This window comes from Xylocopilactobacillus apicola (assembly GCF_033095985.1).
Classification (GTDB): domain Bacteria; phylum Bacillota; class Bacilli; order Lactobacillales; family Lactobacillaceae; genus Xylocopilactobacillus; species Xylocopilactobacillus apicola.
Map to the genome: position 1 here is coordinate 342,756 of NZ_AP026802.1, position 13,734 is coordinate 356,489.

The 13,734-nt window shown below is 37.9% G+C and carries 13 protein-coding genes; 12 read left to right on the plus strand and 1 reads right to left on the minus strand.

Annotated features, from left to right (window positions below; translation table 11 throughout):
• Window positions 1–101 precede the first annotated feature (101 nt).
• The 4 genes from gap (at window position 102) to eno (ending at window position 4,552) form a co-directional block, all read left to right on the plus strand.
• Window positions 102–1,130 carry a type I glyceraldehyde-3-phosphate dehydrogenase gene (gene gap / locus R8495_RS01800; protein WP_317635857.1) on the plus strand — a complete coding sequence of 343 codons (1,029 nt, stop codon included), beginning with the start codon at window positions 102–104 and terminating at the stop codon, window positions 1,128–1,130.
• A 71-nt stretch (window positions 1,131–1,201) separates the two neighbouring features.
• A complete protein-coding gene (locus R8495_RS01805) occupies window positions 1,202–2,413 on the plus strand; it encodes a phosphoglycerate kinase (protein ID WP_317635858.1) in 1,212 nt (403 codons plus the stop codon).
• Window positions 2,414–2,422: 9 nt separating this feature from the next.
• A complete protein-coding gene (tpiA, locus tag R8495_RS01810) occupies window positions 2,423–3,178 on the plus strand; it encodes a triose-phosphate isomerase (RefSeq protein ID WP_317635859.1) in 756 nt (251 codons plus the stop codon).
• Window positions 3,179–3,244: 66 nt separating this feature from the next.
• The gene (eno, locus tag R8495_RS01815) at window positions 3,245–4,552 is read left to right on the plus strand and encodes a phosphopyruvate hydratase (RefSeq protein WP_317635860.1); all 1,308 of its coding nucleotides are present in this window, start codon (window positions 3,245–3,247) and stop codon (window positions 4,550–4,552) included.
• A gap of 35 nt (window positions 4,553–4,587) precedes the next feature.
• Here eno and R8495_RS01820 read toward each other — a convergent pair whose 3' ends face one another.
• Complete coding sequence (locus tag R8495_RS01820) at window positions 4,588–4,947, minus strand: helix-turn-helix domain-containing protein (RefSeq protein ID WP_317635861.1); 360 nt, start codon at window positions 4,945–4,947, stop codon at window positions 4,588–4,590.
• Window positions 4,948–5,089: 142 nt separating this feature from the next.
• Here R8495_RS01820 and R8495_RS01825 point away from each other — a divergent pair, with 142 nt between their 5' ends.
• The 8 genes from R8495_RS01825 to R8495_RS01860 all read left to right on the plus strand — a co-directional run bounded on the left by R8495_RS01825 (window position 5,090) and on the right by R8495_RS01860 (window position 13,724).
• The gene (locus tag R8495_RS01825; protein ID WP_317635862.1) at window positions 5,090–5,278 is read left to right on the plus strand and encodes a helix-turn-helix transcriptional regulator; all 189 of its coding nucleotides are present in this window, start codon (window positions 5,090–5,092) and stop codon (window positions 5,276–5,278) included.
• A 527-nt stretch (window positions 5,279–5,805) separates the two neighbouring features.
• Window positions 5,806–6,147 carry a BlaI/MecI/CopY family transcriptional regulator gene (locus tag R8495_RS01830; RefSeq protein WP_317635863.1) on the plus strand — a complete coding sequence of 114 codons (342 nt, stop codon included), beginning with the start codon at window positions 5,806–5,808 and terminating at the stop codon, window positions 6,145–6,147.
• Between the two features lie 136 nt (window positions 6,148–6,283).
• Entirely contained in the window at window positions 6,284–7,669 is a 1,386-nt protein-coding gene (locus R8495_RS01835) for a DUF2252 domain-containing protein (protein ID WP_317635864.1), read from the plus strand.
• Window positions 7,670–7,736: 67 nt separating this feature from the next.
• Window positions 7,737–8,831, plus strand: a complete 1,095-nt coding sequence (gene recA, locus R8495_RS01840; protein ID WP_317635865.1) for a recombinase RecA — start codon at window positions 7,737–7,739, stop codon at window positions 8,829–8,831.
• A gap of 108 nt (window positions 8,832–8,939) precedes the next feature.
• On the plus strand, window positions 8,940–10,520 hold the full coding sequence (rny, locus tag R8495_RS01845; protein WP_317635866.1) for a ribonuclease Y: 1,581 nt from the start codon (window positions 8,940–8,942) through the stop codon (window positions 10,518–10,520).
• An 86-nt stretch (window positions 10,521–10,606) separates the two neighbouring features.
• Entirely contained in the window at window positions 10,607–11,695 is a 1,089-nt protein-coding gene (locus R8495_RS01850; protein WP_317636651.1) for a glycosyltransferase family 4 protein, read from the plus strand.
• 162 nt (window positions 11,696–11,857) lie between these two features.
• The gene (locus R8495_RS01855) at window positions 11,858–13,039 is read left to right on the plus strand and encodes an ATP-dependent helicase ComFA (protein ID WP_317635867.1); all 1,182 of its coding nucleotides are present in this window, start codon (window positions 11,858–11,860) and stop codon (window positions 13,037–13,039) included.
• Window positions 13,032–13,724: a ComF family protein gene (locus tag R8495_RS01860; RefSeq protein ID WP_317635868.1), complete on the plus strand. Its 693-nt coding sequence runs from the start codon at window positions 13,032–13,034 to the stop codon at window positions 13,722–13,724. Before R8495_RS01855 ends, R8495_RS01860 begins: the two co-directional genes overlap by 8 nt.
• Window positions 13,725–13,734 lie beyond the last annotated feature (10 nt).

The following is a 13,734-nucleotide window of genomic DNA, read 5'->3' on the forward strand; positions in this document are numbered from 1 at the left end:
TTCTAATCGCTTAAGCTTAGGTTCGATAGCATTGGGTTGTTAGCAAATAAACTTTTGAACCCTATATTTAGATATATTTCCTAAGGAGGAACTGTTAAATTATGACAGTAAAAATTGGTATTAACGGATTTGGCCGAATTGGTCGTTTAGCTTTTCGTCGCATTTTAGAATTGGGCGACAAGAGTACAGATATTGAAGTGGTTGCAATTAATGACCTTACTTCTCCTGCACTTTTGGCTCATTTGTTGAAGTATGATTCAACTCATGGCACGTTGAAAGCTGACGTCAGTGCAACAGATGATAGCATTGTTGTAAACGGCAAAAATTATCGTGTATATGCAGAACCTGATGCAAGCAAAATCCCATGGGTAAAAAATGATGGTGTAGACTTTGTTTTGGAATGTACAGGATTCTACACTTCAGAAGAAAAAGCAAAAGCTCATTTAGATGCTGGCGCTAAGAGAGTATTGATCTCAGCTCCTGCTGGTAAGATCAAAACGATCGTTTACAGCGTAAATGATGATACTTTAACTCATGATGATAGAATCGTTTCAGCTGGTTCATGTACTACAAACTGTTTAGCTCCAATGGTTGATGCACTTAACAAAGAATATGGCATCAAAGTTGGTACAATGACTACAGTTCATGCCTTCACTTCTACACAGATGATCCTCGACGGACCAGTGCGTGGTGGCGACAAGCGTGCTGCACGTACTGCTTCAAACAGTACTATTCCTCATTCAACTGGTGCTGCTAAAGCTATCGGTTTAGTTGTTCCTGCAGTTGATGGCAAATTACAAGGTCATGCACAACGTGTACCAGTTATTGACGGTTCATTAACTGAACTTGTTTCAATCTTAGACAAGGGTAACGTTACTGCAGACCAAGTTAACGAAGCAATCCACAAATATGCAAATGACAAGAATGATTCATTTGGCTGGAATGCTGATGAAATTGTTTCTTCTGATGTTATTGGTGATACACACGGTTCATTATTTGATCCAACTCAGACAGAAGTTACTACTGCTCCTGATGGCTCACAATTAGTTAAGACTGTTTCATGGTATGACAATGAATACGGCTTTACTTGCCAGATGGTTCGTACACTTCTCAAATTTGCTACTCTTTAATAGAGTGTGGATTAAGACGGGTAGTTTATTTGGCTATTCGTCTTTTTTTATTGAATAGGAGATTAAAATAAATGGCTAAATTAACAGTTAAAGATCTTGATTTAAAAGACAAAAAAGTTTTGATGCGGGTTGACTTTAACGTTCCTATTAAAGGCGGCGTTATTGGTAACGATAACAGAATCGTTGCAGCACTTCCTACAATCAAATATGTAATGGAACAAGGCGGCAAACTAATTCTTTTGTCTCACTTAGGAAGAATCAAGTCTGACGATGACAAAAAAGAATTAACACTTGCACCAGTTGCTAAACGCCTCAGTGAATTATTGGATAAACCCGTAAAATTCATGCCAGTTAACGAAGGCAAAGAACTCGAAGATGCAGTTAATGAATTAAAAGACGGTGACGTTCTTTTAATGGAAAACACTCGTTTCCAAGACATTGACAATGATTTTGGCAAACGCGAAAGTAAAAACGATCCAAAACTTGGCGAGTATTGGGCAAGTTTAGGTGATGCTTTTGTTAATGACGCATTCGGTACAGCTCATCGTGCCCATGCTTCTAACGTTGGAATTGCTGAAGCAATGAAGAAAGACGGCAAACCAGTAGCAGCTGGTTTCTTAATGGAAAAAGAAATCAAGTTCTTAGGTGACGCAGTTGATAATCCAGTTCATCCATTTGTGACAATCCTTGGCGGTGCTAAAGTATCTGACAAAATTGACGTCATCACTAATTTGATTCCAAAATCTGATTATATTTTAATCGGTGGTGGAATGGCTTATACCTTCCTTGCAGCTCAAGGCAAAAAGATTGGTAAATCATTGTTTGAAGCTGACAAAGTTGAACTTGCTAAAGAATTATTAGCTAAAGCTGGTGACAAAATTGTTTTACCAGTTGATCATGTGGTAGCACCTGAATTTTCAAATGACGCTCCAACAAGTGTTGTTGAAGATAATATCCCAGATGATCAAATGGGTCTTGATATTGGACCTAAATCAATTAAATTATTTGTTTCTAAATTACAAGGCGCTAAGACTGTTGTTTGGAACGGACCAATGGGTGCGTTTGAAATGAGTCACTTTGCTGAAGGTACTTTAGAAATCGGTCGTGCGCTTGGTGATCTTCAAGGTGCAACAACAATTGTTGGTGGTGGCGATTCAACAGCTGCTGCTTTCCAATTGGGAATTGCTGATAAAATCACTCATATTTCTACTGGTGGTGGCGCATCCTTAGAATACCTGGAAGGTAAAACTTTGCCAGGAATTGCTGCAATTTCAGATAAATAGGAGGAAATTATGAGAATACCATTAATCGCTGGTAACTGGAAGATGAATAAGAACCCTGAACAAACTCGCGAGTTTGTTTCAGCTGTTAAATCAAAACTTCCGCAATCAGGTAAAGTTGAAACTGTTATTGGTGCTCCAGCCGTTGATCTGGAAGCTTTAGTTGAATCTTCAGCCGATACCCAATTAAAGCCAGCAGCAGAAAATTGCTATTTTGAAGATGCTGGTGCATTTACAGGTGAAAATAGTCCAAAAGTACTTTCAGAAATGCACATTCCATATGTAATTATTGGACATTCTGAAAGACGTGAATATTTCCACGAAACTGATGAAGATGTAAACAAGAAAGCTCATCAAATTTTTAAAAACCGGATGACTCCAATTCTTTGTGTTGGTGAAAGTCTTGAAATTCGTGAAAAAGGCGAAACTAACAAATGGGTCGAAGATCAGGTTAAAGCTGGTATCAAAGGCTTAACAGAAGATCAAGTATCACGCTTAGTAATCGCTTATGAACCAATTTGGGCAATCGGAACTGGCAAAACTGCAACTTCAGAACAAGCTGAAGAGGTTTGTGCTCATATCCGTAAAGTTGTTGAAAAACTTTATAGTGAAGGCGTTGCTGAAAAAATGCGCGTTCTTTATGGCGGATCTGTTAAACCAGAGAACATTAAAGAGTTGATGGGTAAGAAAAACATTGACGGCGGTCTTGTCGGTGGTGCTTCACTTGAACCTGAAAGCTTTTTGCAATTAGCTAATTATAACGACTAAGCTATATATTTTTAATTCTAATTTAGATAAAATAAGAGTGTCAGATAAATAAAGGAGATATAATTAATGTCTATTATTTCAGATATACTTGCTCGTGAAATTCTTGATTCACGTGGAAATCCTACTGTTGAAGTTGAAGTTTATACTGAAGCTGGTGGCTTCGGTCGTGCTGATGTTCCATCAGGTGCTTCAACTGGTGAACACGAAGCTGTTGAGTTAAGAGACGGTGATGCTAGTCGTTTTGGCGGACAAGGCGTTTTAACAGCAGTTAATAATGTAAATACAAAAATTACAGATGCCATTGTTGGAATGGAAGTTACTGATCAACGTGCAATCGATCAAGCGATGATCGATCTTGACGGTACTCCAAACAAAGGCAAATTAGGCGCTAATGCGATTCTTGGTGTTTCACTTGCTGCTGCTCGTGCTGCTGCAGATGAATTAGGTCAACCATTATATGAATACTTAGGCGGTCCTAACGGACATGTTTTACCAACTCCAATGATGAACGTTATCAATGGTGGCAAGCATGCATCAAACAACGTTGACTTCCAAGAATTTATGATTATGCCAATTGGTGCAAAATCAATTCGTGAAGCTGTTAGAATGGGTGCTGAAACTTTCCATGCACTTCAAAAGATTTTAAAAGGTCGTGGCGATACTACTGCTGTTGGTGATGAAGGTGGATTTGCACCAGATCTTAAAAACAACGAAGAACCATTTGAAGTTTTAGTTGAAGCTATTAAAACTGCTGGTTATAACCCAAGTACTGCTGGTAACCCAGGAGATATTGCTTTAGCATTTGACTGTGCTTCTTCAGAATTCTACAACGCTGAAACTCACAAATATGAAACTAAAGCTGACGGTCGTTCATATTCTGCTGAAGAATTCACAACTTTACTTGAAGGTTTAGTTGACAAATACCCAATTATTTCAATCGAAGATCCTTTGGATGAAAACGAATGGGATGACTGGAAGATGTTAACTGCTCGTCTTGGCAAGAAAGTTCAATTAGTTGGTGATGATCTTTTCGTTACTAACACTTCTTACTTGAAGAAGGGAATTGAAATGGGCGTTGCTAACTCAATCTTAATCAAAGTTAACCAGATCGGTACTTTGACAGAAACTTTTGAAGCGATTGAAATGGCTAAAGAAGCTGGCTATAGTGCAGTTGTTTCTCACCGTTCAGGTGAAACTGAAGATACAACAATTGCTGATCTTGTAGTAGCAACTAATGCTGGTCAGATTAAGACAGGTTCAATGAGCCGTACTGATCGGATTGCTAAATACAACCAATTGATGAGAATTGAAGATCAATTGGAAGGCGCTGCTGAATATAAGGGTGTTAAATCATTCTACAATATTAAAAAATAGTTAGTGCTAGCTAAAAAAGTCTAATCCTTACAGGGTTAGGCTTTTTGTTTTGCAAGGTCTATTGCAATTCTTAACGCAGTTTCTAAATAACTTTTTTGAGTCGGTGTTGCAGGTTGACCCCAAAACTCATAATAATTATCATCTACAGATTTTTTAAGTAAATCTTCAGCCATTATTCCAAGATCATTTCTATGATCATTTTTGTTATTTCCCAAAAGATAATCAATTGAAACGTTTAGTAATTGAGCAATATTAATCAAAATCAAGAAATTGGGTTGCCGTTTGCCAGATTCATATGCAGAATATGCAGCTCTAGTAACACCGATTTCTTTAGCAACATATTCTTGTGTGAAGTGTAGTAGTTTACGTTGACTTCTTAGACGTTCGTTAAACATAAAAATTCCTCCTAAAATCCATAGTAACATTTTGTTACATCAAATAATGTCACATTTCGTTGCAATATATATTGACAAGAAACAAATTGCATCATATTATAGGACAGGAAACTATTAGTTACACGGAAGGAGAAACTAATACTTGCGATATTGGTTAAAAGAATTGAGAAAAGATTTAAATATGTCGCAACTTCAAGTCGCTCAATTGTCGGGAATTCATCGGGTTCACTATACTTTTATTGAGAATGGACGAAGACGTCCTAGCCCTCAAGTTGCCCAAAGAATTGGCAAAGTTTTAAATTTTGATTGGACCCTCTTTTTTATTGACTAATGAAACACTTTTACTTATTGAATAAAAAATATTGATAAATTTTTGTAGTATTTAATTTCGTGAGAATTTTGGATATGTCAAAAGAATAAAGCATCAGCTTTGATACTGTCTGTTGCTGAAGTGTCATGAAATTGAATTTTACAAAAATAGAGAATCCTATTTAGATACTAATAAATACTAAAAGTTTGTTGTTATCAAATATGTATTTTTATTGGTCAAATGACGATGGGCTTACATTTGTACGAACGAACCATATTAGGTTAATCGTTTAACTAGAGTCAGATAACTAAATCAGCAAAAATTTTAGCAAGATTCAAAGCATGGTCACGACCGGAGATACTGTTGCAGCGGAGGCTTTTTATTCATTTAGGGAAGTCCTTGTATACAACAAAAAAATTTTCATTAATTTAAAAAAACCTGTTGTATAATTGGACTCTTAATCAATATTTAAATATTCTTTTGAAATAACTTTCTTATATCGCCATTATTTGATATAATAAAAATCAAAAATAAAAAAGGAATCAGATATGATTAAAAGATTAACCCCAGGTGAAGAAGAAGTAATGTTTATTATTTGGAAGGCGAGTGAACCATTATCAACCAGAGATATTACTAATAGTAAAGATCGCCTCAATCAAAATGTTGTCCAGTCAGTTGTTAGAAGACTCTTGGAAAAGAAATTTATTAAGGTATGCGGGATTGCACATAGTGGACCTTCAATAACTAGACTGTATAAACCAGTAATTCGCGAAGTAGAGTACTTTTCAAATGTTGTTCCTAAGGATACTTTGAAAAAAGTTGTCAGACATTACTTGAGTAAAGTTAATGATGAAGAGGAACTCAATGATTTAAAGCAAATTTTGGTTTGAGTTTTTTATAAGCTGGTAATTAATCAGTAAACCAGAAATCTGATTTGATTTTTTCTTAAAGAGCCATGAACTCCATTTTTGGAGTTTTTTTTCGATTATTCTAGTTACTATCAATTTAATGTTGTATGATTAAGGTATGTTAAAAATTCAAGAACTCTCAACTTGTACTTCTCAAAATAAACTAATCGAATCAGGTGCTGATTTGCTAAATGAAGTAAGTTATGATGATTTGGGAAAATTCTATGCAGTTCATCGCTCGGCTGTTGAAATTGATGAAAATGCCCGTAATTTTATGGTGCCTGAGTTGGTTCCCCAACGAATCCAACGAATGCGAGCATCGGCATTTGCTTATTTTAGGGGTTGCGCTAAATTAATGTCGATGGATCTTTTGGAACAAAAAGATACTGATATTAAAATTGTGGTGTGTGGAGATGCCCATCTCGGTAATTTTGGTTTCTATGCATCACCAGAACGCAATTTGCTTTTTGATTTGAATGATTTCGATGAAGCAGGGTACAAAAATTGGGAATGGGACGTTAGAAGGCTTTTGGTTAGCATTTTCCTCGCTGGAAGTTGCAATGATTTTAAACGCAGTAAGCTTAATTTAATTGCCCAAAATGCTTGTAAATCTTATCGTAATGGTTTAAGAGACATGTTCGAAGGTTCTGCGTTAACTCGATTTTATCGCCAAACCGAATTTAAGACAGCATTCAATCATTTGAAAATTAAAGAAAAAGATGCAGAGCTCTTTCAGTCAATTGTTGCAAAGGCCCGCAATCGAACGGCAGAGCAAGTGCTTGAAAAGTATACTCAAACAGACAAAAAAGGCAATTTACGTTTTAACGAAACACCTCCACGAAGAGTTCATGTCGATCAAGCAGATTATAATCAAATTGTTGAAGGAATGAAAGAATATCTTTTGACAGTTCGTACGGATGTGGCAGTTCTTTTATCTGAATATCAAATCATTGATATCGTTCGTCATAGTGTTGGGATCGGAAGCTATGGGACTCTTTGTTATTTAGTTTTGTTAGTTCATAGTGATGGAAGTCACTTGATTTTGCAAATCAAAGAAGCGCTGCCGACGATCGGTGAAACTAGCCGCGATATTTTGCACTTTAAATCTGACCAATGCGTTAGTGAAGGGCAGAGAATTACTGCTTCTCAGAAAATAATGCAAAGTGCCTTTGATCCATTTCTTGGTTTTTTTGAAATGGGGGGAAATAGTTTCTATGTGCGCCAATTTCGTGATATGAAAGAGTCAATTGATTTAAATAAGTTAAATGTTCGGCAATTTGAGCTTTACACTGAAATTTGTGGCTATCTTCTAGCGGCAGCTCATGCGCAAAGTCCGCTTGCAGCTTGTATTTATGGTTATGCAGGAGGCTCTGACGAATTTGATGAGCAGATGGTTCATTGGGCACAGGCCTATTCCGCTCAAGTTCAAATTGACTATACTCAATTTATGCAGTCAACAAATAAATTTGAAGAAAAATCAAAGAAAAATAAAAAATTTGCGTAATCTATTATGAGGGCATATAATAGAACAAATGTTCTAAATCAACCTCAAAAAAATGGAGAATTTACATATGGAAAATGAAAAAAGGCAAGCAGCCTTAGATGCTGCACTGAAAAAGATTGAAAAGAACTTTGGAAAAGGTTCTGTAATGCGGATGGGAGACAATGCCGACCAGGAAATCAAGACGGTTTCTACTGGATCACTTGCGCTCGATGTTGCTTTGGGTGTTGGTGGTTTCCCGCGCGGAAGAGTAGTTGAAATTTATGGTGCAGAAAGTTCGGGTAAAACAACTCTCGCCCTTCAAGCAGTGGCTGAAGCGCAGAAAGCTGGTGGAGTTGCAGCTTATATTGACGCGGAAAATGCGCTAGATCCTTATTATGCCGAAAAATTAGGAGTTAATACTGATGATTTGCTTTTGTCACAGCCGGATACGGGGGAACAAGGCTTAGAGATCGCTGATGCATTAATCACGAGTGGGGCAATCGATATTGTGGTTGTCGATTCAGTTGCGGCTTTGGTTCCAAGAGCAGAAATTGAAGGTGAGATCGGGGATTCGCATGTCGGCTTGCAGGCGCGTTTAATGTCACAGGCACTGCGTAAACTTTCAGGCTCACTTAGTAAAACAAATACAACGGCAATTTTTATTAATCAGATTCGAGAAAAAGTTGGAATTTTATTTGGTAACCCCGAAACAACGCCTGGTGGACGGGCCTTGAAATTTTATTCTACGATTCGTCTTGAAGTAAGACGTGCTGAGCAGATCAAAAATGGAGCCGAGGTGCTTGGTAATCGGACAAAAATCAAAGTAGTCAAGAATAAGGTTGCTCCTCCTTTTAAAGTTGCTGAAGTTGATATGATTTACGGTGAAGGAATTTCTCAGACTGGTGAACTGATTGATATGGGAGTTGATCAGGATTTAGTCGAAAAGAGTGGATCTTGGTACTCTTATGATGGCGAGCGAATCGGGCAAGGGAAAGAAAATGCTAAGAAATATTTGCTTGAACATCCAGATAAGAAACAAGAATTGAATCAAAAACTTAGAGCAATTTATTTTCCGGGTTCAATAGTTGAGGAAAAACCAAAGAAGGAAAAAGCTAAAAGTAAAAAAGATAAAACACCTGAAAATAACGAAGAAACGGCCGTAACTCCGGATAAACCGATTTAATTAACTCCAAAAAGTGGAAACTCTAGCCTTGACACTTCGCAATTTTCTCCTTACTATTTAATTGGCCTTAAAGTGCCAATTATTTTACAAACGAAGGAGAGATTGGTTATGCAAGTACCACCGCAGCCGCCAGTCTTTGTTATATTATTCACGATATTAATTTCAGCCATTGTTGGCTTAATCGTGGGGGTTTTGGTTAATCGTTATATATCGAATCGAAATCTTGATGATGCTCGCAATAGTGCTGAAGGAATCATCGAAAATGCTAAAAGAGAAGCAGATAGTTTAAAAAAAGAGCTGCTTTTAAATAGCAAAGAAGAAAATAGTAGATATCGTTCTAAGATTGAAGATGAGTTACATTCTCGTCGTGTTGTCCTCGTTGAACAAGAAACGCGTTTAAATAACCGAGAGGAAAAAGTTGACCGGCGTGAGACCTTGCTTGAAAAAAAGGAGGAGCAGTTAGCTCGCCTAGAAGAGCGGGTCGAAGATGAGCAGCAAAAAGTTGTTGAATTGCGAGACGAAGCTAAGAAGTTAGTTGAAGCACAGCAGCATAAGTTCAATGAAATTGCTCAGTTGAGTCCCGACGAAGCAAAAACGATTATTATGACTCGGTTAAAGGATGAGTTGGTGCGAGAACGTGCGCAAATGGTTCGTGAAAGCGAATCACGAACACGGATCGAAGCAAAAAGAATTGCTAAAGAAATTGTAGTTCAAGCAATCGAGAGAAGCGCCGCGGACATTGTAGCTGATGTGACAGTTAGTGTCGTCAACTTGCCAAATGAAGAAATGAAAGGTCGAATCATTGGTCGAGAAGGCCGAAATATTAGGAGTTTTGAGGCTTTGACTGGTGTGGACCTAGTTATTGATGAAACGCCAGAAACGGTAATTTTGAGTAGTTTTGATCCAGTTAGACGTGAAATTGGTCGGATCGCGCTGGAAAAATTAATTATTGATGGGCGGATCCATCCAGGCAAGATTGAAGAAATAGTTGATAAATCGCAAAAAGAATTTGATGATCACTTACGCGAACTGGGAGATCAAACTATTTTCGATTTGGGATTGCATGAAATGCATCCAGAATTGATCAAATTGGTTGGTCGACTTGCATATCGAACAAGTTACGGGCAAAATGTCTTGAGTCATTCGATCCAAGTTGCATTACTCACTGGTACGATGGCAGCTGAATTGGGAGAAGACGAAGTTATGGCTCGCCGGGCCGGTTTACTGCATGATATTGGTAAATCAATTGACCATGAAACTGAAGGATCACATATTGAAATTGGGGTTGAATTGGCTAAACGATTTCATGAACCTGAAGAAGTTATTAATACAATTGCTAGTCATCATGGAGACGTTGAAGCTAAATCAGTAATCGCAGTTTTAGTTGCTGCAGCAGATGCGGTTTCTGCTGCGCGGCCAGGAGCTCGTTCAGAGTCGCTTGATAGTTATATTCGACGCTTAGAAAAATTAGAATCATTGGTAAATGAATTTAAGGGAGTTAAGCAAAGTTACGCGATTCAAGCAGGGCGAGAAATTCGAGTTATTGTTTCACCAGCCCAGGTTGGTGACGACGATACAGTATTGCTTGCCCGTGAAATCAAAGCTAAAATTGAACAAGAATTATCTTATCCAGGACATATTAAAGTTTCCGTTATACGTGAATTTAGGGCGGTAGAAATTGCTAGTTAGAGATGGAAGAAAGTCAGAAGACTTTCGTTTCATCTCTTTTTTGTTTAAAATATAAGGAAATAAATTCGGGAGGTCAAAGGGCCATCATTTTTAAAACTATTTTTTTCCTTTTCGCAACAGGACTCGTTTCGCTGTGCATTACACCGTTTATTAGGAAACTTGCTTTTACCCTAGGTGCGGTAGATAAGCCCAATAAAAGAAGGGTTAATAAAAAAGCAATTCCCACAATCGGAGGATTAGGAATTTTTGTTGCTGTTAATATCTCGATGATGCTTTTTTTGCGTTATAATTTTCCGACTCACACGCTTTTTTCGGTTTTCATTGCTCAATGTGTGATTATTGTGACCGGTATCATTGATGATATTAAAGAACTTAGACCACGTCAGAAATTAGTCGGGATTTTGATTGCAGCCTTAATTGTTTATTACTTAGCAGGAATTCAAATGAATTCCTTGACATTGCCTTTAATTGGGCGAATTCGTTTTGGCTGGTTAAGCATGCCAATTACCATTTTCTGGATTTTAGCCATTACCAATGCAGTGAATTTAATTGACGGGCTGGACGGTTTAGCGACCGGAGTGTCTTTTATTGCGCTTTGTACGATGGGAGTAATTGCGTATTTCTTTTTGAATATTCAAAATCCTAGCATCGCTATTTCAATTTTTATTTTGGCTGCAGCACTGTTAGGTTTTTTACCGTATAACTTTCACCCAGCTCGGATGTTTCTTGGTGATACGGGCGCGCTTTATATTGGATTTATGATCTCAGTTATGTCCTTGCAAGGCTTAAAAAATGTTACTTTTATTACGCTTTTGATTCCGGTCATTATCTTGGGAGTTCCAGTGACCGATACTTTCTATGCCATTGTAAGGCGCTTATTAAACAAGCAGCCAATTTCGCAAGCTGATAAACATCATCTTCATCATCAGCTTTTGCAGATGGGATTTACGGTTCCGCAAACAGTTTTCGCCATTTATGGAATCGCCTTAATTTTTTCTTTTATCTCCTTGATGTACCCACTCTCGTCTCTCATCGCTAATATTTTTCTAACCGTTTTTGTGCTCTTGGGCTTGGAACTTTTTATCGAGGCCATCGGTTTATTAGGCGAAAATCGGCGCCCCTTTTTAAATTTGATTCGAAAATTCGCTCGACGAGTAAATCGAAATCGCCATTAAAATTTTTTTAATTTTTTTCGATTTTTCGCGTAATTTATAGGTATGGCAGATGAAGAATTATTATTTGGTCGGCAACTTTTAGAATTTCAATTGCCGGCTGTAAATCCAGCACAACTATTGAAACGCCCCGCAATGACAACCACGTCGGAGGAGGTAATTTGTATGCGTTGCAATACGCATTTTTCTAAAAATGACGTGGAACTTCCAGATAGGAGCTATTATTGTTCTAACTGTATTGCTTTGGGGCGAGTTACAAGCTCAGATTTTTTGTATCACTTACCTGAACCCCACTGGTTTGAACAAGTGTCCAATCCTTTAGTTTTTGAAGGCCAGCTCACTGATTTACAAAATAAATTGGCTCAGCAAGTAATTGATGTAATCAATACGCATCAGTCGCTTTTACTTTGGGCAGTGACGGGTGCAGGCAAAACCGAGATGATGTTTCCGGGGTTAAATTCAGCATTTAATAAAGGTTTGCGCGTTTGTTGGGCAACGCCAAGAGTTGATGTGGTAATGGAATTGGCTCCGCGGCTGAAAAAAGTTTTTCCGACTGTTTCACTCGCTGTTCTTTACGGCGAAATGACAGCGCCGTATACATATACGCAATTTGTAATTTGTACAACTCATCAGCTTTGGCGATTTTATGAAGCGTTCGATGTTTTAATTATTGATGAGGTTGACTCTTTCCCGTATACAGGGGATGTAAGCTTAGAATTTGGCGCCGATCAGGCTGTTAATAAAGAATCGAGCAGGATTTATTTGTCCGCGACTCCGGCGGATGAACTGACAAAAAAAGTAAAAGTTGCTTACTTGCCTCAAAGGTTTCATGGGCATCCTTTACCCGTTCCAAAAACGGTCTATCTTGAGTGGCGCCCCAAGCTCACTCGTAATCAGCTTGCGCGAAAATTAAAAAAAGAAATAGCAAAAGGCCTTAGAAACCATGAGCGTTACTTGATTTTTGTCAGTGAAATTCGGCTTTTACCTAAGTTTGTCAAGGCTTTTCAACGAGATTTTCCTAATGTTACTTGTCAGGCTGTTGCAGCTAGTGATCCGAAACGGATGCAAAAAGTGCAGGATTTTAGGTCAGGTGAGACCACGGTGTTATTTACGACCACTATTTTAGAACGAGGTGTCACGATTTTTCATATCAACGTGCTCGTGGTTGGTGCTGAAAGTCGGGTATTTAATTGGTCATCTTTGGTACAAATTGCTGGACGGGCTGGCAGAGCAGCCGATCATTACGAAGATCGGGTAATCTTTTATTTTTCGGCGTATACAAAAGAAATTAAAAAAGCGGTTCGTCAAATAAAACATTTGAATCATTTGGCAGGTTTTGATGACTAAATGTTTATTATGCCAGGCAGAAATTGTTCCTCGGGTTGATCTGCAACTTTTGCTGACGTTTAAAAAAATTTATCCGCCTACCATTTGCGATCGTTGTTTAAAGAGTTTTGTACGATTAAATCAGCAGCATTGCCCGCAGTGTGGACGAATTCAAGAAAAATCGGTTCTTTGTTTAGATTGTCAAAAATGGCGTCAAATTTATGGCTCGGATATTGTTGTTAACCAAGCCCTTTTTGCCTATGACACCCAGATGCACGATTATTTTCAAGCTTTCAAAAAAATGGGCGATTATCGACTTCGCAGCGTCTTTTTAGGAGAAATAGCCGAGTGGCTAAGAAAACAACCGCAAGCAGCTAATATTTTGGTCCCAACGGGCAAAAGCCACTTGGCCGAGCGTAAATTTGATCCAGTAATGGCAATTTTTGGTGATTTGATCCCGGTTACCAGCAAAATGGACAACATTCTAGAAGTCGAACACCAGTCTTTAAAAAATCGGCGCCAAAGGTTACAAACAGAACAAACTTTTTATTTTAGCGCGGAAAATGCATCAAAGCTTCAAGATTTTTCATTAATTAGAATTTTTGACGATATTTATACAACTGGCGCAACAATTTATCGAATGCGTGATGCACTTCGCGAGCAAAATATCAAGAAGCCAATCGTCAGTTTTACGCTTGCTCGTTAAAAAAGTAAAT

Coding starts and splice junctions, on each gene's coding strand:
- gap (WP_317635857.1), top strand. CDS start 102: ATGACAGTAAAAATTGGTATTAACGGATTTGGCCGAATTGGTCGTTTA.
- R8495_RS01805 (WP_317635858.1), top strand. CDS start 1,202: ATGGCTAAATTAACAGTTAAAGATCTTGATTTAAAAGACAAAAAAGTT.
- tpiA (WP_317635859.1), top strand. CDS start 2,423: ATGAGAATACCATTAATCGCTGGTAACTGGAAGATGAATAAGAACCCT.
- eno (WP_317635860.1), top strand. CDS start 3,245: ATGTCTATTATTTCAGATATACTTGCTCGTGAAATTCTTGATTCACGT.
- R8495_RS01820 (WP_317635861.1), bottom strand. CDS start 4,947: ATGTTTAACGAACGTCTAAGAAGTCAACGTAAACTACTACACTTCACA.
- R8495_RS01830 (WP_317635863.1), top strand. CDS start 5,806: ATGATTAAAAGATTAACCCCAGGTGAAGAAGAAGTAATGTTTATTATT.
- R8495_RS01835 (WP_317635864.1), top strand. CDS start 6,284: ATGTTAAAAATTCAAGAACTCTCAACTTGTACTTCTCAAAATAAACTA.
- recA (WP_317635865.1), top strand. CDS start 7,737: ATGGAAAATGAAAAAAGGCAAGCAGCCTTAGATGCTGCACTGAAAAAG.
- rny (WP_317635866.1), top strand. CDS start 8,940: ATGCAAGTACCACCGCAGCCGCCAGTCTTTGTTATATTATTCACGATA.
- R8495_RS01855 (WP_317635867.1), top strand. CDS start 11,858: ATGCGTTGCAATACGCATTTTTCTAAAAATGACGTGGAACTTCCAGAT.
- R8495_RS01860 (WP_317635868.1), top strand. CDS start 13,032: ATGACTAAATGTTTATTATGCCAGGCAGAAATTGTTCCTCGGGTTGAT.